13 protein-coding genes are annotated in these 21,305 nt (G+C 48.1%); 10 read left to right on the top strand and 3 right to left on the bottom strand.

Annotated features, from left to right (window positions below; genetic code table 11):
- Positions 1-88 precede the first annotated feature (88 nt).
- The 10 genes from Q0486_RS09050 to Q0486_RS09005 all read left to right on the top strand — a co-directional run bounded on the left by Q0486_RS09050 (position 89) and on the right by Q0486_RS09005 (position 16,882).
- Positions 89-1,366: a hemolysin family protein gene (locus tag Q0486_RS09050; RefSeq protein WP_299232224.1), complete on the top strand. Its 1,278-nt coding sequence runs from the start codon at positions 89-91 to the stop codon at positions 1,364-1,366.
- A 570-nt stretch (positions 1,367-1,936) separates the two neighbouring features.
- The gene (locus tag Q0486_RS09045) at positions 1,937-4,873 is read left to right on the top strand and encodes a TonB-dependent receptor (RefSeq protein WP_299232223.1); all 2,937 of its coding nucleotides are present in this window, start codon (positions 1,937-1,939) and stop codon (positions 4,871-4,873) included.
- Between the two features lie 15 nt (positions 4,874-4,888).
- Positions 4,889-6,391, top strand: a complete 1,503-nt coding sequence (locus Q0486_RS09040) for a RagB/SusD family nutrient uptake outer membrane protein (RefSeq protein WP_299232222.1) — start codon at positions 4,889-4,891, stop codon at positions 6,389-6,391.
- Positions 6,392-6,411: 20 nt separating this feature from the next.
- Positions 6,412-7,305, top strand: coding sequence for a DUF4984 domain-containing protein (locus tag Q0486_RS09035; RefSeq protein WP_299232220.1), 894 nt, complete (start codon positions 6,412-6,414; stop codon positions 7,303-7,305).
- Positions 7,306-7,328: 23 nt separating this feature from the next.
- Positions 7,329-8,864, top strand: a complete 1,536-nt coding sequence (locus Q0486_RS09030; RefSeq protein WP_299232218.1) for a hypothetical protein — start codon at positions 7,329-7,331, stop codon at positions 8,862-8,864.
- A gap of 6 nt (positions 8,865-8,870) precedes the next feature.
- A complete protein-coding gene (locus Q0486_RS09025; protein WP_299232217.1) occupies positions 8,871-11,528 on the top strand; it encodes a DUF4458 domain-containing protein in 2,658 nt (885 codons plus the stop codon).
- A 26-nt stretch (positions 11,529-11,554) separates the two neighbouring features.
- Positions 11,555-13,348, top strand: coding sequence for a BACON domain-containing protein (locus tag Q0486_RS09020; protein ID WP_299232216.1), 1,794 nt, complete (start codon positions 11,555-11,557; stop codon positions 13,346-13,348).
- A gap of 33 nt (positions 13,349-13,381) precedes the next feature.
- Complete coding sequence (locus Q0486_RS09015) at positions 13,382-15,460, top strand: S8 family serine peptidase (protein ID WP_299232214.1); 2,079 nt, start codon at positions 13,382-13,384, stop codon at positions 15,458-15,460.
- 19 nt (positions 15,461-15,479) lie between these two features.
- Complete coding sequence (locus Q0486_RS09010) at positions 15,480-16,280, top strand: DUF1573 domain-containing protein (protein ID WP_299232212.1); 801 nt, start codon at positions 15,480-15,482, stop codon at positions 16,278-16,280.
- 113 nt (positions 16,281-16,393) lie between these two features.
- Positions 16,394-16,882 (top strand): lipocalin family protein, encoded by a 489-nt coding sequence (locus tag Q0486_RS09005; protein ID WP_299232211.1) that lies wholly within the window; start codon positions 16,394-16,396, stop codon positions 16,880-16,882.
- Positions 16,883-16,995: 113 nt separating this feature from the next.
- Here the strand turns inward: Q0486_RS09005 and nagA (Q0486_RS09000) are convergent, their stop codons facing one another.
- The 3 genes from nagA (Q0486_RS09000) to Q0486_RS08990 form a co-directional block, all read right to left on the bottom strand.
- Positions 16,996-18,159: an N-acetylglucosamine-6-phosphate deacetylase gene (gene nagA / locus Q0486_RS09000; protein ID WP_299232210.1), complete on the bottom strand. Its 1,164-nt coding sequence runs from the start codon at positions 18,157-18,159 to the stop codon at positions 16,996-16,998.
- A gap of 24 nt (positions 18,160-18,183) precedes the next feature.
- The gene (nagA, locus tag Q0486_RS08995) at positions 18,184-19,350 is read right to left on the bottom strand and encodes an N-acetylglucosamine-6-phosphate deacetylase (protein WP_299232209.1); all 1,167 of its coding nucleotides are present in this window, start codon (positions 19,348-19,350) and stop codon (positions 18,184-18,186) included.
- A gap of 904 nt (positions 19,351-20,254) precedes the next feature.
- On the bottom strand, positions 20,255-21,295 hold the full coding sequence (locus Q0486_RS08990; RefSeq protein ID WP_299232208.1) for a hypothetical protein: 1,041 nt from the start codon (positions 21,293-21,295) through the stop codon (positions 20,255-20,257).
- Positions 21,296-21,305 lie beyond the last annotated feature (10 nt).

Raw genomic sequence — 21,305 nt, 5'->3', positions numbered from 1 at the left:
TTGTTAAAACTTTCTAATAGAATGTTATTAATTTGTGTTAAGCGTGAACAATCTATTATTTTTGCTGTTGAAAACATTTAATATATATATGAACGAAATTTTTATTATTATCGGGTTGATATTGCTTAATGGAGTTTTCGCAATGTCCGAGGTAGCACTTATTTCAGCCCGTAAATCACGTCTTTCCGCTGACGCTAAAAACGGAAACAAATCGGCAAAAACAGCTCTAAAACTTGCTAATGAACCAGACAGGTTTCTTTCAACAGTACAAATTGGTATTACTCTTATAGGAATCCTCACCGGTATCTATTCCGGAAACCAGATTGCAGTCGATCTGACTGAGGCTATGAAATCATGGGGAGTTTCATCTTCTTATGCATTCGGATTGGCTCAAGGTATAATCGTAGTAGTAGTTACATATCTAACTATCATTTTTGGTGAACTCGTACCTAAGCGTATAGGTATGAGTATGGCAGAAAAGGCTGCAAAGGTAATGGCACAGCCTATGAATGTTCTTTCAGTCATTGCACTTCCTTTCGTATGGCTGCTTGCAAAGAGCACTGAGATTATCTTCAATCTCCTTGGTGTAAAAGAAGAGGATAACAAGGTGACGGAAGAAGAGATCAAGTCTATAATAAAAGAAGGAGCTGAAGACGGCGAAGTACAGCCTGTGGAACAGGATATCATGCAGAGAGTGTTCCTTTTAGGTGATTTGAAAGTCAGCTCTATTATGACACATAAGTCGGATATAGTATGGTTGGACACAGATATGACTGTGGATGATGTGAAAACTATAGTAAGCGACAATCTTTATGAGTTCTATCCTATAGCCGATGGCGATCTTGATCATGTAAAAGGTGTTATTCATTTGAAGGATTTGGTATTACATTTGAATGAAGATGATTTCAATCTGGTATCTTTGACCCAGAATGCAGTGTTCTTTCATGAGAACATGAATGTATATAAGGTCTTGGAACAAATGAAGATGAAGAAAATCAGCCGTGCTCTTGTATGTGACGAGTTTGGGGCATGTACCGGTATTATAACGCTGAAAGATATTCTGGAAGGATTGGTTGGAACTGTAGATGATGCCGATGATGAACCGGACATTATCAAGAGAGTCAATAACGACGGATGGTTGGTTGACGGACAGTGCCCTATGTACGATTTTCTTAATTATTTCAACCGTCCGGAGCTGTTCGAAGTATCGGATTTCCATACCCTTGGAGGACTTATACTCCAACATCTTCAACATGTACCTCAGAGTGGGGAAACTCTTCAATGGAACGGTTTTAACTTCGAAGTAGTTGATATGGATGGGGCAAGGATTGACAAGGTTCTTGTAACTCAAATTAAACAGGATTAACATTCGAATTTATTTTAGTCTGTATAATATAGTTATAAATATACGGATTAACAATATTTATGCTTTCAAATCGTAAGTAATGTTACATTTGTAATGGCGATTATATTGTATTAATGTGAATGGTTTTGCTGACGATATGTTATATTTATAACTGTTTATACAGTAAAGTGTAATATGAATAAATGTATTGTAAGCAAAGCCGTTTATTTTGAAATGTAATATCTACATTTTTCATTTTTATGTTATAACATACTTTTGTAAATTTGCAGCACATAAAATTAAACTTAAGGATTAAAGATGAATTATTTAATGGGATTTTTTCTGTTTTTTGTTAATAGGTATCTTGTGTTTCAAAATGTCAAAGTATGTGACTCATTTTTTAGTACCTGTAATGTATATATAGAAAAGTGTTTCTGAATTACATTCTTTATGTACTGATATGTTATCTTAATAGCATGAGTATGTGTCGTAATTTCAGAGGAAATATATGATTGTGAAGCATATTTATGTATTTATTCATTTGTATGAATATTCGTTTAATTTTTAATATTTAATATTTACTAGCGGAAGATGAAAAGATTTATTCTTTTGTTTATCTCTCTCGCATTATTTACGTTACACTCGTCTTTTGCCCAAAATTTTGTGGTGAAAGGAACGGTTACAAGTCATGAGGACAACGAACCGTTGATAGGTGCAACAGTATTGCAAGAGGGAACTACTAATGGTGTGGTTACCGATATAGATGGTAACTACAGCTTCGAGGTGAAGGGAGCAGCGAATGCTACCTTGGTTTTCTCATACATCGGTATGCAGGCGCAGAGCCATAAGGTGAATGCGTCCACCGGAGTTTTGAACGTGAGTTTGAAATCCGATGCGGAGATGATAGATGAGGTGGTTGTAGTGGCTTACGGTGTACGTAAGAAAGGGACTATTGCAGGTTCTGTTTCTACTGTAAAAAGTGAAAAACTGGAAAACGTTCCTACTGCAAGCTTTGATCAGGCCTTACAAGGACAGACACCTGGTTTGACAGTTATTTCGAATTCAGGTGAGCCAAGTGCAGCTGCCACTTTCCAGATTCGTGGTACCAACTCTATCAATTCAGGAACTTCGCCATTGTTTATTCTTGATGGTGTGCCTGTAGAAGCTTCAAGTTTTAACGCAATCAGCCCAAGTGATATAGAAAGTATTTCTGTATTGAAAGATGCTTCTTCTACATCTATCTATGGTGCGCGTGCAGCAAACGGTGTTGTGGTCATCACCACCAAGCGTGGCCGCAACACTGACGGCGCAAAGGTTACATTCCGTGGCCAGTGGGGATTTTCACAGCTTGCCGGAAATAACTGGAATCTGATGAATACTGCAGAGCGCATACAGTATGAAAAAGAAATAGGCATGGACCAGGGTGATGATTTTTATAACAGGATTAAGGATATAGATATAAACTGGATGGATGCTGTTTATAACAATAATGCACCATCTCAGAATTATGATATTTCTGTGAACGGGGCTACTGACAAGACTAATTATTACGTATCAGGTAGCTTCTTCGATCAGGACGGTATCACTATCGGTTCTGCCTTCCGTCGTTATAACTTCAGGGCAAACATTGAGAACCGTGCCAAGGAATGGCTGAAGCTGGGGACAAACACACTGCTGGCATACGAGGACATAGAGCAGGCCGAGGATGGCGAATATGCGCTGTATGCCCCTATCTCGGCTTCGCACTTCATGTTGCCTTACTGGAATCCTTATAATGCCGACGGATCGGTGGCTTCGCAGACTGAAGGTGAATGGAACGGAGCAGGTCAGAATCCTATAGAATGGATGCAGAACAATCCGGTGAAACATAAGACATATAAGGTTATTTCGTCGGTTTTTGCAGAAGTAACTCCTATTGAGAATCTGACAATACGTTCGCAGTTCGGCGCGGATTACTCTCATTCTACAAGCTTTATGCAGTCTTTCCCAAGCTATATACTTAATAATGGTTCGGGTTCTGCCGGCAGGGCTTCGTCGGACGGGCTTACACTTACTGTAACCAATACTGCCAATTACCGTATGAATGTGGACGATGTTCATGACCTGAACTTCATGATTGGTCAGGAAGGTGTGAACTATCACTATGAGTCGTTTCAGGCTGTGACGGACGGACAGACAAATGATGCCTTGACAAATATGGCTTCAGGTTCGTATGCTTCATCATGGAGTGATACAACCAGCGATTATGGCTTCTTGTCGTTCTTCGGCCGTGCTGAATATAATTACAATAGCAAATACTATGCAGATTTCTCCGTGCGTGCCGACGCTTCATCACGCTTCGGACGGGGAAACCGTTGGGCCGGATTCTGGTCTGTCGGGCTGATGTGGGATATGCGACGGGAAGATTTCCTTAGCGGATACGGGTGGCTTACAAATGCACAGCTCACTTTCAGTACAGGTACATCTGGTAACTCTTCAATCCCTAATTATGAACACCTGGCACTTGTTACAGGAAATAACAATTATATGGGCGAAACGGGCATCTCTCCTTCGCAGAGAGGAAATAAAGAGCTTACATGGGAAAAGCTTTGGACAACAAACGTTGGTCTTCGTCTGGGATTCTTTAACCGCCTGAACCTTACGGCCGAATTCTATAACAAGCTTACTACAGATATGCTTATGCAGGTTCCTGTGAGCTATGCTGATGGAGGTTACGGTGCATATTGGGACAATGTGGGCGCCATGGTGAACCGTGGTGTTGAACTTTCGGTGGACGCTACTGTTTTCAGCAATAAGGATTTCTCATGGAATGTGACGGCAAATGTTTCTTACAACAAGAACAAACTGACGGAACTTTATAACGGTATAGACGAGTATGTGGACAGCAATGTGACGATGTATGCCGTGGGACAGACCGTGAGTGGTTTCTATATGGTGAGATATGCGGGGGTGAATCCTGCAAACGGTGATGCTCTGTGGTACACAAAGGATGGTGAGATAACAAATGAATTCAGCGAAGAAAACCGTGTGTTCATCGAGGGAAAAAGCTTTGACGCTCCATGGCAGGGTGGTTTCGGAACAACTCTTTCGTGGAAAGGACTGATGCTTTCTGCACAGTTCAGCTGGATGGCGGACAGGTGGGTTTATAACAATGACCGTCTGATGGACGAGAGTAACGGGCTTTACACATCGTACAACCAGTCGAACCGTCTGCTGTACGACCGCTGGAAGAAGCCGGGTGACGTGACGGATATTCCACGTCATGGAGTGACTCCTCAGTTTGATACTCACTATCTGGAAAACGCGTCGTTCCTGAGGCTGAAAAACCTTATGTTGTCATATAGTCTTCCAAAAGATGTTTTGGGGAAAACTCGTTTCTTCGATGCCGCGCGTGTGTTTGTTCAGGGGCAGAATCTTCTGACTTTCACCGGATTTACGGGGCTTGATCCTGAGGTGAGCGCCAATATCTATCGTGCCCAGTATCCTATGACAAGACAGTTTACACTTGGAGTGGAGTTGAACTTTTAATTTATTGAAATGGTAATGAAAAATATTAAGATATATTTGTTGGGGGCGGCGGTGATGACGCTGGCCGCTTCGTGTCTGGACAAAGAACCTACTCATGCTATTCTTGCCGATGAAGCAATAACCAATGTGAGTGAGGCTAATCAGGCCATGATTGGTATTTATGCCGATTTTAAAAGCTCATATCTTTATAGTGGAAATCTGACATTGCTTCCGGACATTCAGGCTGATTTGGTTTATGCCGTGAACGGATATTCTAATGTGTATGGAGATGTATGGCGCTGGAATATCAACGCCACGAACTCTGATATAGAGGCTGTGTACGGTAGTCTTTATAAAGTGATAGGCGACTGCAACTTCTTTTTCGAGGAAGTGGCGAAATGGGAGAATAATATAGATGATGACACTGCCTACGAGCAGCTGCAGGGAATTAAGGGAGAGGCGTATTTTGCCAGGGCTTTGGCTTATTCCGAACTTATCAAGTGCTTCTGCAAGGCATACGATCCGGCAACTGCCGGCGATGAGCTTGGTGTTGTTCTTGTGTCGAGCTATTCAAATCCGGGAGAAATGACACGCGCGTCTCTTTACGATTCATATCAGTTTGTCCTGGCGGATCTTGAAAAGGCTGCCGAAATGTTGGAGGTGGATGAGGATGAAGATCCTAATAATGTGATGAACACTCCTTACTTCACTTATTATACGGTCCGTGCGCTGCAGGCACGTGTGTATCTGTATATGCAGGACTGGGATAATGCGGTGAAGGCGGCATCGGAGGTGATAGACAGTGATTATTTTATTCTTTCGGATGTAAATACAATTTATACCGGCAATTATTCGTATTATGACTATATGTGGCAGTACGACCAGTCGACGGAGATTATCTGGAAGGTGGGATTCACTGCTACATCTTATGGCGGACGTCTGGGGCAGGTGTTCCTGAACTACGACTATCAGACTTATCGTCCGGATTATGTGCCGGGAAACGCTGCCCTGAGCCTCTATCAGGAGGGGGATTTGCGATATAACGCCTTCTTCGGACAGACCACTACGGGGTATGGGCTTACGTGGCCGCTGCTGATAAAATATCACGGCAATCAGGACTTCATGAACAACTACAGGATTCTGCACGTGAGCATGCCTAAAGTGTTCCGCCTGTCGGAGCAGTATCTGATAAGGGCGGAGGCGAACTGCCGTCTGAAGAAATTCTCTGATGCTTCATCTGATATTACTACTTTGCGTAAAGCAAGATATTCTTCATACGGTTCTGCCTCTTTAAACGAAGATACTTGGCTTGACGAGATAAGTAATGAGCGTGTGAGGGAACTCTTCATGGAGGGATTCCGCCTGCACGACCTCAAGAGGTGGGGACGCGGATTCGAGCGCAAGCCGCAGACTCAGAGCATAGCCAATGGCAGTAGTCTGAAGATTGAGGCAGGAAATCCGTTGTTCGTATGGCCGATTCCTCAGCATGAACTGGACTTGCCGGGATCAAATATTCAGCCTAATGAAAGTAACAAATAATATAATAATAAGGAATGACAATGAACAGACTATTAAGAAATTTGGGCGTATTGGTTGCGGCCGCTGTCGTGATGACGGGATGCGGCGACGGGAATACGGTCTATAGCGGACCTGACTACGTTATGTTTGCCGATACTCTGCAGAGCATAGCCGTGCAGGACGGAGAGACATATCATGACGTTCCGGTGTCGGCCACTACGGCGGTGGATTACGACCGCACCTACTCGGTGGAGGTGGTGGATGCCGGCAGCAATGCGATTGAGGGGGTGCACTACGACCTCGAGAGTAACAATGTGACGATAAAGGCCGGCACTCTGGCGTCGGCGGTGAGGATACGCGGACATTTCGACAGTTTCGAGGATACAGACTCCATAGGGATAAAGCTGCGCCTGGTGGCTCCCGCTGACAAGGTGTGGGACATGTACGGAACCGACACGAAGGTGGTGCTGGTGAAGGTGTGTCCGTTCGATGTGAACCGATTCGTGGGACATGCGGTGCTCACATCGACCTTCTTTGCCGAATATATGACTTCCACTGAAATCCGCCTGCTGGAGGTGGTGAAGGATCCGGAGGTGGAGAACGGGGTCATCATGAAGGACTTCCTCTACGGGGGATACGACATCAGGGTGAACTTCGACACGGCGGACCCGCTGAAACCCGTGCTGAAGATGTGGCCCGAGGAACAGATTGTGGGCACCACGGCGGATGCCTTCCAGGGCACGGTGTGGGGCGACGACAAGCTCAGGGCCGTGCAGCCGCAGGGAGCGGTGTCGTATTTCAACTCGTGTCAGGGCTATGTGCTGCTGTACACCACTTTCCATGTGAAGGACATCGGCACCGTGGGCACGTATGCCAATGTGGTGGAATGGATCTCCGAAGAGGAATATAACTATCTGAAGAGCCAGGGATATTAATCAAAATAAATAGATGTGTATAAATGAAACGATTGAAGTTTTTTTCTGATATATGCCTTCTGCTGACGGTGGCGGCCTGTGTGGCGTGCGCCGGAAACGAGGAAGGGGCGGTGGCTCCTGTATTCCCTTCGGAACAGCAGACGGTGGCGGTGGCTCCGGGACAGACCGTGAGCCTGACATTTGATGCCAATCTGGACTGGAAACTGTATTCTTCGGCCGTGTGGTGCAAGTTTGCCAACGGTCTTACTTCGATAAACGGACAGGCGGGTACGGCTGTCACTGTGCCTCTCGACATAAACGCCGACGCGTGGAGCCTGGACGATGATGTGGCGGAAATCACCCTCCGCATGGGCGGCGAGGAAAAGGTGATAGCCAGATACGGCAGAGGCGGTTTCGAGGCTGTCATAGCCGACGTGAACGGCACTGTCTACTCCGAGGAGAATCCGCTCAGGTTCGAGTATAAGAACGGCGACGTGAAGAACATCATCACCTTCTCGGCCAATTTCGACTGGAAAATCGAGGAGGAATCGATGCCGGAATGGGTTACGGTGAATCCTGAATCTCTGATAGGAGGAAAAGGGGGAAGCAGGGTGAACGTCACTTTCAATGTGCCGAAAACGTACTGGGTGGAGCAGAACACGGGCAGCGTGACGGTGAAATCGATGATTTCGGACGACAGGCTGACAATACCCGTGGTGTATGCCGGACTGCCTGAAGGCGTGGTGGAGGTTGACGGTGTGGACGGAAATCCGTTCTGGTGGAAAATAGCGGCCGACGGACAGACTTTCTGGAAAGACGGAAGCCTGGACGGAACGGAACCCGAGAAAATAGCGCTGCCTTCGGGCTTCAGGGTGCTGGCACGCGACAATGCCTACAGGCTTGTGGTGGTGGAGCAGTATGAGAACTGGGGTATGCAGTTCTGGGGAGTGGACGAGAACGTGTATCTCTCTCTACGCGACGGCGGCGACGGCAATATCGTGATTGATCCGGTGGCGCCTAACTCCGACTCCGAGCGTATGGCGTACATCGTACTCCTGAGCACAGCCGAGTATGACAGCATGATGGAGCAGGTGAACCAGGCCGGAGGAATGTATACCGGCATCCTGCTGAATGACGACGATACGGACCTCAACCCGGCCTACGACGACAAGGTGGTGTACGCCTTCAGGCAGGAGACATCGAAGGTGGAGATGCCGTTCGTGGTGACAAAGAACGGTTTCGAGGATATCGCGTGCGAGTTCGACTCCGAGTCCGAAACAGCGAAATATATCGCCTCGGAATATGGCATCGGGGCGCAGAACATCTGCTCTGTCGACATGTATCCGCAGACATATCTCAGCGTTTCGCCTAAGTTCATGAGCGGCGAGCCTACAACCGACTTCTACAGTGCCTTCTATTTCACTCATGCCTCTACGGGCGACGACGTGTTTTTCGAGGGAGGTGCCACCGTGTCAGGTTTCTGGAACGTCAGCTTTATGGTTCCATCTTCATCCATGTATATGATCTTCAATGATGGAGATACGTACAAGGCATTAATTATCAATGTTATTCCGGAATAAGAAAATATGAAAAAATTATCTAGCTATATAAACAGATTTTATATCTTTGCGATTGGGACGGCGCTGGCTTGCGCCTCCTGCACCGACGATAACACGGCTGTGCGGGGCGGTAGCGGCTACGTTCAGTTTAAGGTGTATAAAAGCGCGCCGGAGAATCAGGATCCGGCTTCACGTGCCGGAAACAATCAGTTGGACTATCTGAACGACGCGAAGAAAATCAAGGTCATGCTCAGCAACGAGGAGTTCAACTTCGCGCAGACACTCAACCTTAACGCTTATAATGAGACTACGGCCGAATATGGACTCAGAAGCGACAAACTGGAACTTCAGCCGGGCGAATATACGGTGGGAGGCTTCTATCTGTACGACAAGACCGAGACACAGATCTTTGCCGGACAGATGACGGAAAAAACCACATTCACCGTGAAGGAAGGCGAACTGTATGTACAGGACCTCATGGCCGACGTGATAGCCAGAGGTACCGTGCGCTTCACTCTGGTGAAGAATCTTCTTAAGTCAAGGGCCGCTACAGCCGATACGAAGACTTATCCGTTCAGCGATATCAACAAGGTGGACATCACTGTACAGAATGTCGACACCAGAGAGAAGAGAACTCTCAGCTCGCTGGAGGTTGAATATGTGGAGGATTTCGCCGGAGATGGCGACGGAAGACGTACGTCGGTTGGAAAAATCGACTCTCTCGTGTCTATGGAGGCCGGAACGTATAAGATTCTCTCATACGTGGCCTACAACCGCACCACACCTCTCGAGTATTTCAGCGACAAGGTGTTGGAGGAGACGGTATTCACTGTGGCCGACAATAAGACCGTCGAGACAGACGTACCTGTGAATCTCGTGGAATCGGCTGCCAATATCCTCGATTATATCGCTCTTAAAGCTATCTGGGACAAAATGGACGGACCGAACTGGTCGTACGGCGGAGAGTCTTATCCTAAAGGCATCAACTGGAATTTCAATAAGGACATCGACCTGTGGGGCGAACAGCCGGGCGTGGTTCTCGACAACAACGGACGTGTGGCCTCGCTGAACCTGGGCGAATTCAGGGCGAAAGGTATCGTTCCCGAGGAGATAGGAGCGCTCACAGCATTGCAGACACTGGCTCTTGGCACTCACAATGACCTCCTTGGATATGTGCCGGGCGAAGAGCAGTCGGCCCTGACATCTCTTAAAGGCGAGCTTACTCCGGAGAAACTGGCCGCGATACGTGCCGATTACATGGACCACTATGTGGCGCACGACATCCGTGAGGACCTGTCCGAACCTTTGCAGCTGGCAATGGAGATAAAAGGCGACTACACTCGCGCCGCACACCGTAACGGTGGCGCTGGTGCCAGAGATATCAACTGGGGAAACCTCACCAACGGCATCACCGGCATTCATCCGGCCATAGGTAACCTGAAGAATCTCGAGGTGGTGTATATCGCCAATGCGCCGATAGAGAAACTCCCCGAGGCCGAGGGCGAATACGAGGGATTTGCCGGACTTACAAAGCTTACGGATTTGGAAATCTACAACTGCCCTAACATGAAGGAGTTCCCTATGGTGCTGGGACAGTTGCCCGAGCTTATCCAGCTCAATATGGCTATGAACAAGCAGATGTCAGGAAGCGAGTTCACAAAAGGAATACAGGCTCTCATCGACAGAAACGGCAATCCGGAACAGGACAAGCAGACTATACAGATTCTGTATCTTGGATACAACAACATAGAGGAACTTCCGGCGGACATCTGTAAAATGACGAAGCTGGGCAAGATTGACCTGATAAAGAACAAGCTTACAGAGCTTCCTGCCTTCGGACAGGATGTCAATCTGGTACAGGCTAATTTCGACTATAATCAGATTTCAAAGATAGGAACAATGGCAAACGATGCCGGCAAGCAGATTTTCTGCGGTATGGACGACGTGGAGACAATCTCCTTCGCACATAACAAGCTCACCACTTTGCCTGATATCTTTGATGTAAAATCTATTTATATCATGGCGTCTGTAAGTTTCGCCTACAATGAAATCACAGACGAGGGGCTTAACCAGACGGAGGGTATCAACACTACCAACCTTTCGCTGGCGGGAAACAAGCTTACCAAGTTCCCTAAAAAGCTGATTTCCTCAGGTTCTCCTCTTACCGTACTGAACCTGAGCGCAAACAGAATTTCCGAGTTCAAAAAAGGAGACCTGGAAGGAAAGAACGCGTATATGCTCACTACGCTCGATCTTACATATAACAGATTGAAAGAGTTGCCTGCCGATTTCGACGGAAAGACACTTCCGTACCTTTACGGTCTGGACATGAGCGGAAACCAGCTCAACGGATTCCCGTGGGGGGCGCTCAACATCTCTTATCTCACAGTGCTCTCGCTGAGAAACCAGCGTGACGACAACGGTAACCGAACCATGTCGGAATGGCCTGAAGGAGTGGCACAGCACAAAGGCTTGCGCGCGCTTTTCCTTGGAGGTAACGATTTGGGCAAAATCCCGGAGACTGAAAAAATATCATATCTGATATATACTCTTGATGTGAGTGACAATCCTAACCTGATATTGAACGTATCAAGCGTGTGCCCGTATATCAAGGCCGGATTATATACCCTGATTTACGACCGTACACAGGATATACGTGGATGTGATGCTTTGGAACTTGATTAAGAATAAGGATTTATAAATTATAGGTAATGAAATTTAATTATAAATATTATATCACATGTTTGTTCGTTCTTGCGATTGTCTCGCTTAATTCATGTAAGGACGAAAACGAATTGCCCTCTGCCTTCTCTGTGGATAAAGCAGAGATTGCGATAGGGGAAAATGGTGGTGTGGAAACCATACAGGTGAATGGTGATGTAAAATGGCAGACGTCGGTAAATGCCACTTGGGTTAGAGTTATGCCTTCCAACGGTATGGGCTCCACTCTCTGTGAGGTAAAAGTGGATTCATCTGTTGTTGCCGATTTCCGTAATGCCGAGATTCATTTTATGGCTGAAGGAAATGATGTGAAAATCGTAAAGGTAGTGCAGTCCGGCTATAAGAAAGGTCTGTTTATAGAGAATGCGGATCAGGAAATCATTATCGAGAATACTGCCGAATTCGGAAAGCGCTATTATAATCTGCAGATGACAGCCAATACCGCTTTCACAGTGACAGTTGACAGTGAGTCGAACTGGTTGCAATACAAAGACGAGGTTCCCGACTATGATTACGGCGACCGTCCCCGTACCTTCAACCAGAGGTTTGAATGGGAGACAAACGTTCAGGAAGAAGAACGTACAGCTACTGTAACAATTACTCCTGTCGACGGAGAACCGGTAGTGTTGAACTTCAGACAGAAGTCCGCTCCTAAAATAACGGATAGCCGTGCCGGCGACTCATTGGCCATTCTTGCCATATACGAATCGATGAACGGTATGCTGGGCTGGGATTCCAGCGAAAACATGATGTACTGGGACGGAGTGGAACTCTGGAAGGCCACTGACGAGGAGGTACACGCCAAGCCTGAGCTTCTGGGCCGTGTGAAAAACGTGCGTTTCAGACTGTTCAACACGTACGAGTCTATCCCGTATCAGGTGAAATACCTCAAGACCGCCAAATCCATTTATTTCTCCGGAAATACCAACACATTCCTCAAGAGCATTACCTTGGGAAATGAGATATGCGAGCTGGCCCAATACGGCAACCTGAAGGAGCTTACCATAAGCGCATACGGACTGAACACCCTGCCTGCGGACTTTGCCAAGCTGGGACAGAGTCTTGAGACCCTAGACCTGAGCAGTAACAACTTCGAGCACAACAAGCTCGGTGTGCTGACCAAAGAGAACTTCCCTAAGCTGAAGAGACTTCGTCTGAACAAGATTAACCGTTTCGACACGACAAAAGACCTTCAGAACGTGAAGACAGATACAGTAGGTTTCAGATGGACTACAGGATATCCGGCCGACAGAGAGATGCCAGAAGGTGTGAACATCAACAACGGAGTGTTCTTCAAGAATCTGCTCAGGTGGGATACACTCGAGGAGCTGTCCTTGTCGATAAACCTATTGGAGGGAGAGTTTCCGTCGGACGAAGAGCTGATAGCCTTGGGACTCCCGAGATATACAGAGGAGGACATCACATCGGCCGATTATTATGAGAACGACTCGATTACTCTCGACCATGCCCGCAAATATCTGATAAAGGAAGGAAATCCCGCCCCTAAGGTATGGCCTAAGATGAGGGTACTCTCGTTCAACCTGTCGTTCCTGACGGGCAAGCTGCCTAAATGGATACTGTATCACCCGTACCTGTCGTTCTGGAATCCGTTTACGATGATATTCACCCAGGAGACCGGGGCTACAGACACGTTCGGCAACAAGGCCGGTTTTACAAACGAGCCTGTCAACTTGAGCAATTATTCGAACACCACTTATACGGAAGGCAGTTATTACGAGGTTTATCCTAACAGAATACCCGGTTATGACGCCGATAAAAACTGATACCAGCAATCAAAAAAACTTTTACACTGAAATATGAAAAGAAAATATATACTTTCGACGCTTCTGTCAGCGTCATTGCTATTCTCTTGCGGCGATTCGGAAATGATTGTCCCCGGACCGGGCAATGGAGACAACGGTAATTCAGCGTTGGTAAATGTCCCGGAAGATGTTGTCAATGGAGAATTGTTTGTAAAATTCAAGCCGGAGGTAGCCGATATCCTCGACAAGGCCGGTGTCCTGAGCCGTGGTGCGGGAGTGTCACGCTCTTCCATTCCTTCGGTAGACGAGGTGCTGGACATAGCCGGAGCGTATAAGTTTGAGAGAGTCTTTCCTGTGGACAGACGCAACGAGACACGCACACGCGAGAGCGGCCTTCATCTGTGGTATCTTGTGAAGTTCGACCGTGATGCCGACCTGAAGAAAGTGGCTCACGACATGTCCGGACTGGCCGAGGTGGCCACCGTACAGTACAACCGCCAGATAAAGCGCTCGTACGACACATCGAAAAAGGCCCGCATGGCAGGAAATCCGGCCGTAATGACAAGAGCCGGAGTATACGGAAGTTTCAACGACCCCAAGCTCAGTCTTCAGTGGGGATACAGCAACGACGGAACCATACTGAATCCGGAACCCGGTGAAGCGCCGGGCGTGCAGGCTGTAGCGGGATACGACGTAAACTGCAAGGCGGCATGGGAGAAATGCACCGGCGATCCTTCTATAATCGTGGCCGTAATGGACGAGGGCGTGATGTACTGTCATGAGGACCTCAAGGCCAATATGTGGACCAATCCGCAGGAGGAACTTGGCAGCGACGAGGACAGAGACGGCAACGGATACGCCGGCGACGTTCACGGATACAATTTCGTGACCGACAGCGGCATCATCACCTACTCGAATATCGAAGATGTGGGCCACGGCACACACGTGGCAGGAACCATAGCCGCAGTCAACAACAACGGAACTGGAGTATGCGGCATTGCCGGCGGAAACGGCCAGCCGGACTCAGGAGTAAAGATAATGTCGCTCCAGATATTTGCCGGAGCCACAGGTTCCACTTTCCTCATGGAGGCGAAAGCAGTGAAATACGCTGCCGACAACGGCGCCGTCATCCTTCAGTGCAGCTGGGGCTACAACTCCGGTCTGGCCAACATGAACAACTACGTTCCCGGCTTCACTTCCGACGAGCAGTGGTCCGAGAGCTGTGTCCTGGAGAAAGACGTAATGGAATACTTCATGCGCTATGCCGGCGACCCCAACGGAGTGATAGAAGGAGGACTGATAATCTTCGCCGCCGGCAACGAGTATGCCCCAATGGCCGCATATCCCGGAGCCTACAAGGATTTCATCTGCGTGTCGTCGATAGGTCCTGACGGAACGCCTGCGCCGTATTCCAACTACGGAACCCCAAGCGGAAACCGCAACATGATAGCCGCTCCAGGCGGCGACGGCGAAGGCACACGCAACGGAAAAGGCCTCATACTGTCCACCATACCGACCTTCGCCGTGGAGGGCGAGGACCCCACAGCCAACCAGAGCTCGTACGGATACATGGAAGGCACCTCAATGGCCTGTCCTCACGTGTCGGGAGTGGCGGCCCTGGGCCTCTCGTATGCGGCCAAACTCCGCAAGCACTACCGTGCCGACGACTTCAGGGAAATGCTTCTCAACTCTGTCAGACCGATTGAAGACAACCTGACCGGCTCAAAATCCTACTGGTACGGCTGGTCAGTCTACGGCGAATCGGCACCTCACATGACGATGAACCTTTCGGCCTACAGAGGAATGATGGGCGGACTGATAGACGCCGGAATGCTGCTCGACAATATCGAAGGCGATAAATACGGCGCCCGTCCGATGCGAATCCCTAACGTATGCCTGTCGCCCGACGAGACATACACGTTCGATCTATCGACCGTCTACAGCGAAGGAACATCCGCCGCGTCATGCCATGTGGCCGACAGCAATATCGCCTCCGTCACCCTGAGCGGCAATATCCTTCAGGTGAAAGGCACCGCCACAGGAGCCACAAAGGCATCCGTCACCGCTACCGACGGCAGCACCCGGGAATTCACCATAACAGTGCGCGGCACGTCCGGCAACGGCTGGATGTAATCCCCCGGAGGAGCGAGATATGAGAAAAGCCCTGTTCCTGACAATGATGTTCATACTTCCGGCGGCGACACTCTTTCCGCAGAAAGTATTCACCACCGGAGAGCTCGACTCCATGATGAACCCCTCCGTGCTTTCCGGCAGCGACGATGTCCTGCGTTTCGACCGTACCTCGGCCGATGCCGGAACCATATCGGAGGACGACAGCCCCCGAAGCTACGTCTTCAGCTGCCGCAACGTGAGCCGCGACACCGTAGTCATAACCCGTATATCCACCACGTGCGGATGTACCGAGGCCGTAGTCAGCAATCCTGTGATAGAGCCCGGTGGCGATGCCCGTGTGCGTCTGGTCTTCAATCCGTTCGGACATCCCGGCAAAACCTTCCTCCGTGCCTTTGTCTATTCAAGCCTTTCGTCCGTCAGCCCCATAGCCGTGCTCACGGTAAGCGGCGAGGTCACACCCTCTGCCACGCTGTGGAAAGACTACAGATACACCTGCGGCCCCCTGAAGCTGCGTTCCAAGGTCTTCCGTGCGGGTCAGATACGCCGGGGCACCGTCAGGACAGAGCGCATAGCCTGCGCCAATGCCGGGAGCAGGCCCCTGAAGATAAGCGCCGCCCCCGGTTTCGCTCCCGGATTCATAACCATCCGCACCGAGCCACAGGTGCTCCAGCCCTCGGAGGAAGGACACCTGATACTGCAGACAGACGGCCGCATCCCCTCCGGCATCTCCGGAAAGCGCACCTTCAGGATACTCCTCGAGGGCATCGACACACGTCCTTCCGAGAGGACGATAGAGGCAGATATGGAGATAACGGAATAATCGCCGATAACCGGAAGAAACAAGCCGATAATCAGAAGAAACAGACCGATAACCGGAAGAAACAGACCGATAATCAGAAAAAACAAACCTATAATCAGAAAAAAACAGCATATATGAGAACAAACAGCATATACATGAGAAAGCTTATCCGCACCGCGGCCCTGTGCCTCATGCTGGCCGCCGGTTTCACCTCGTGCCGCGAAGACGCCGACGAGCCAGTGGCATACGAGGCAGTGAACTACTCCACCCTGAGCGGCACATGGACCCTGACCGAGCACAACGGACAGCCCATTGAAGAAGGCCGCTACGTATATATCACCTTCGACCGCAAGGAACACACCTTCGTGATGTACGACAACATGTCGAGCATGTACTCCCACAAATCCACCGGCACATACCTCATAACCGAGGACGATACCGACGGCTACATCCTGACAGGCGAGTACGATTTCTCGCACGCCCCATGGAGAGAGTACGTGGTTTCCGAGATGACCTCCGACACCATGAAATGGACCGTCAGAGACGACGCCTCCGATGTGTCCGTCTACACCCGCTGCGCCGCCGTACCCGACGAAGTGCTTCAGGGCTCGCGAAGCCGCTGATCCCACGCTTCACGCGCATGTGTGCGGCATCCGCAATAACAGGCTGTGCCGGCAAGACCACATTCGAGTCATGCCGGCACAGCCGTTTTTTCATCCCCACTGTCCGCCCCGTGTCAGCGGTTCAGTGTGTCCGTACCTTCCACAATCACCCCGTGCGAGAACACGCACCTCACGTTCAGCTCCCTGTCCAGGATCACGATGTCGGCATCCTTGCCCCTCTGCAGCGAGCCCTTTGCGGCGTCCACTCCCATCACCCTGGCCGGAGTTTCCGAAGCCATTCGCACCGCGTCCTCCAGCGGCACACCGGCCTTCTGCACCATGGTGCGCACCAGAGTGTCCATAGTGGCCAGGCTTCCCGCCAGCGACGAGTGGTCCGCCAGCTTGCACACATCGTTCTCTATCACATAGCGCTCGTCGTCCACCGTGCCGTTCCACGCCGCATACTTCACCGCGTCCGTCACCAGGCACGTGCGTTCCACCCCCTTCAGCTTATACACCAGCTTCAGGATAGTGGCCGGCAGATGCCTTCCGTCGGCAATCACCTCCACCGTCATGCCGTCCGTCAGATACACACTCTCCACCGTGCCCTCGTACTTATACTCCCTGCGCTTGTGGAATCCCGGCATCGCGTTGTAGAAATGCGCCGCATGCCTGAATCCCGCCTCGTACGCCTTCCTTATCTCCTCGTATTCCGCCTCGGTGTGCGTAATGGCCGCCAGGATACCCTTTTCGGACACATATCTTCCGAATTCGTATCCCCCTTCCAGCTCCGGACTGATGTCCCAGCGGCGTATGCATCCCGCCTCGTCCGTCAGCGCCGCATACTCCTCCCTGTCCGGCATCTTCAGGAACTCCTTCCACTGCGCTCCGGCCATTTTCGGATTCAGATACGGCCCCTCTATGTGCAGACCACCCGTCACACCGTCCGCCGCCATCATCCTGCGGCACACCTCCGCCGCACGGGCTATCACCCCGGCAGGCGCCGAAGTCAGAGTGGGAAACACCGTAGTGGCCCCATGCGCCAGATGCGCCCTTGTTGCCGCGGCGAAAGCCTCGTCCGTGGCCTCCGTATACTCGTGTCCGCCGCCTCCATGGATGTGCATGCCCACGAATCCCGGCACAATGTACATCCCCTTCACGTCTATCACCCTGGCCCCTATCACAGCCAGATCGCTGTTCGTCACCTCCAGAATCCGTCCGTCGCTCATCAGCACCGAACCGTCCTTCATCCACCCCTGCGGGGTGAGAATACATCCGTTTATAAGTTGTGTCAGCATGTTGTTCCTCCTTTCCTTTTCATGTCAAAACAGTCTGTTCGTGCCTTCCACCAGCTCGCCCATGGCCCACACGGCCCTTACGTTCAGCTCCCTGTCCAGGGCAATGATGTCGGCGTCCTTACCTCTCTCCAGCGTACCCTTCCTGTCCAGCACACCCATGATGCGCGCCGGAGTCTCGCTCACCATTCTCACGGCGTCCTCCAGCGGGATGTCCGCCTTCTGCACGGCTGTGCGTATCAGCCTGTCCATGGTGGCTATGCTTCCTGCCAGCGCCGACCGGTCCGCCAGCTTGCACACCCCGTCCTCTATTATCACACGGGGGTCGAAGGCCTCGGTGCTGTCGCTTGCCGCACACGCCAGGGCGTCCGTAATGAGGGCCGTGCGCTCCACACCCTTAATCTTGTGCACCAGCCTCAGTATAGTGGGCGGCACGTGAATGCCGTCGGCCACCACCTCCACCGTCATGTCGTCTATCAGGTATATGCTCTCCACCGTCCCCTCGTACTTATACTCCCTTCGCTTGTGGAATCCGGGCATGGCGTTATAGAAATGCGTGGCGTGCGTATATCCCGCCTCGTATCCCGTCAGTATGTCCTCATATTCGGCCTGTGTGTGTCCCACCGCCGCCAGCACCCCCTTCGAGGTGATATATTTGGCAAACTGCATCGCCCCCGGCAGCTCGGGCGCGGCGTCCCATCGCTTTATGCAGTCCGTTTCCTCCAGCAGGCCGATGTATTCCTCGGGGTCCGGATTCTTTATGTTCTCCGGCATTTGTCCTCCTGCCATTTTCATGTTGAAATAGTGTCCTTCCAGATGCAGCCCCAGCACCGGGCTGTTCCGCTCCTTCATCATCATAGCTGTGGTTTCAGCCGCTGCGCGTATCATCGGCATTGTGGACGACGACAGCGTGGGGAATATACTTGTGGTTCCGTGCTGCATGTGCGCCTTTATTGCGGCTCTGAATGCGTCGGGGGTGGTTTCCATGAAGTCTCTTCCTCCACCTCCGTGAGCGTGAATTTCTACTCCTCCAGGCACAATATACATACCTTTTGCATCAATCAGTTTGGCACCTACAATTGCTAGATCGCAATTGGTTACTTCTAGAATTTTGTTGTCGCAGATTATTACAGATCCATCTTTAAGCCATCCTTGTGGCGTTAAAATGCGAGCATTAATTATTTGGGTTAACATGATAAAAAGTGATTGTTTTCTTATATATTTTCTTTTATGCTGCAAATTTAATCAATAAAATTATTTAATGTTCTCATGGTATGTCATTTTTTATTATATGTAAGTCGTATTGCGTGAATATTTATGATTATTTTATCTATATATAGTCCTTTTTAATTATAGACCTGTATATTAGTCAGATTTATTTTTCTGTATAGAATATATAAAAAATATGTAATTCGAGAATCCCTCAGATTTTTACGTTGTAGTATATATAAATAAAAAAGCGATTATCTTTATTTAGATAACCGCTTTTTCTTAGTGATCCGCTTGGGGCTCGAACCCAAGACCCCAACATTAAAAGTATTGTTACTCTCAAGACCTTTAAAAGCCTCGCCTATGGCTCGACTTTCAAAGGCAACCTGCTGAACTAGCGAAGCTTTCGATTATCTATTACTTTTCTGCTTCTTTCTTCAATTAGTATTGTGGTTTACACATTTGTGAATATCAATGTAAATTCAACAATAAATTAATAATCTCTTTGCAGTTTTACTGCTGCATCACAAAATTACTCAATATAGCTCTCTTATGCAATGAATAATCATAATAGTTATGATGATTACAGTTACTTTTTTGTCTATCATACGATATTGCATATATTGAATTTCTGTAGATTTCTCTGTCCAATAAATTCACTCATATATAGTATCTAAAGTAGATTATATGATAACGGTGTAAAATTATCTAATGGCTATATAAGACAATTATTTCATAAAAATCCACCTGTGATTAATTCATTATTTTGATTTGCAATATCGAGTATTTAAGTATATGATTGTATGTTAATATGATGTTTATATAGAACTGAAAAAGCCAACTTATCCGCTTTATTGGATAGGTTGGCTTTTGTTATTATTTTGTATAGTTATATCGAACTAATTAAGCATGATAATTCAATAAGTACTCTTCCTAAATATTTATCAGAAATATCTTCTAAGTTATATTCGTCCATTTCTTTTATCCATAATTGATATGCTGTAATCCAATTGTTGATTTTTGAAGATAGCTTATATATATCTTTCTTGGTAGTGCTTAATTGTTCTGTGTATTTATCTCCGTTTTCTTCTTCGAAGATGCATTCATTTAATTTTTTGAGGAAGCAGTTTACTGGCAGTTTTTTAACGTATTCCACATAGACTCCTTGAGTGTTCGGTGTTTTAAAGTCATATTTCAATATGCTTTTATTCTTTCTATATAGATTAATATGTAATTCCCAAATATTCAGAATTCCTGCAGAAGATGCAGTACTGGCACAAGAGCCACCCCAACGTATTAAATAAGTACAATCTGTATAGGCTTTTGATAGTAATTCCTCTAATTCATACCATGCAATCATTTCATCTTTCAATAGCTTCCTTTGCTTCTCTGTTTTACATATATCCAGTAATTGTGCATATTCATTAAATTGTTGGAAAACCAGACGAGTATATTCTACTCCATTTTTTACATTCATTCCCATTGTAGAATCATCTGAATCTAGTTTCCACAATTTACGGCTTACTTCAATTACTGCATCAGCTTTTGCATAAGGTGAGATAGTATCTGTTCCCAACTCATTTGCATTATAATAACTACATAGTTTATTACGGTATTCATTCATCCACTTTAAATCTTTCTCGAAAGTAAGACTGGATAATGAATCTGCATAAACATATTGATAAAGAGGGCTCATCAGTGTAACGAGTTCTCGGTTTGTTTGCAGAACTATATCTGCTGTCCAAAATTCAAGACTTTCAACATCTGATGTTTGTTCCTCTTTAGAGCATTCAGTAAACAGTCCAGAATTTAATTCTTTTTCCTCTTTCATCGTGCTATCAATGGTGGAAACATTACTTGTGTTATTGTTTTTAATGTTGCAAGATGCAAGCAGTATAATTATTAATATAAGAATGGGAATCTTCTTCATAAATTTATGA

Source organism: uncultured Bacteroides sp. (genome assembly GCF_937912035.1).
Classification (GTDB): Bacteria; Bacteroidota; Bacteroidia; order Bacteroidales; family Bacteroidaceae; genus Phocaeicola.
This window is presented reverse-complemented; position numbering and strand designations above follow the sequence as displayed.

Bases quoted from the DNA above. Each gene is read 5' to 3' on its own strand.
- Q0486_RS09050 (WP_299232224.1), top strand. From the start codon at position 89: ATGAACGAAATTTTTATTATTATCGGGTTGATATTGCTTAATGGAGTT.
- Q0486_RS09045 (WP_299232223.1), top strand. From the start codon at position 1,937: ATGAAAAGATTTATTCTTTTGTTTATCTCTCTCGCATTATTTACGTTA.
- Q0486_RS09040 (WP_299232222.1), top strand. From the start codon at position 4,889: ATGAAAAATATTAAGATATATTTGTTGGGGGCGGCGGTGATGACGCTG.
- Q0486_RS09035 (WP_299232220.1), top strand. From the start codon at position 6,412: ATGAACAGACTATTAAGAAATTTGGGCGTATTGGTTGCGGCCGCTGTC.
- Q0486_RS09030 (WP_299232218.1), top strand. From the start codon at position 7,329: ATGAAACGATTGAAGTTTTTTTCTGATATATGCCTTCTGCTGACGGTG.
- Q0486_RS09025 (WP_299232217.1), top strand. From the start codon at position 8,871: ATGAAAAAATTATCTAGCTATATAAACAGATTTTATATCTTTGCGATT.
- Q0486_RS09020 (WP_299232216.1), top strand. From the start codon at position 11,555: ATGAAATTTAATTATAAATATTATATCACATGTTTGTTCGTTCTTGCG.
- Q0486_RS09015 (WP_299232214.1), top strand. From the start codon at position 13,382: ATGAAAAGAAAATATATACTTTCGACGCTTCTGTCAGCGTCATTGCTA.
- Q0486_RS09010 (WP_299232212.1), top strand. From the start codon at position 15,480: ATGAGAAAAGCCCTGTTCCTGACAATGATGTTCATACTTCCGGCGGCG.
- Q0486_RS09005 (WP_299232211.1), top strand. From the start codon at position 16,394: ATGAGAACAAACAGCATATACATGAGAAAGCTTATCCGCACCGCGGCC.
- nagA (WP_299232210.1), bottom strand. From the start codon at position 18,159: ATGCTGACACAACTTATAAACGGATGTATTCTCACCCCGCAGGGGTGG.
- nagA (WP_299232209.1), bottom strand. From the start codon at position 19,350: ATGTTAACCCAAATAATTAATGCTCGCATTTTAACGCCACAAGGATGG.
- Q0486_RS08990 (WP_299232208.1), bottom strand. From the start codon at position 21,295: ATGAAGAAGATTCCCATTCTTATATTAATAATTATACTGCTTGCATCT.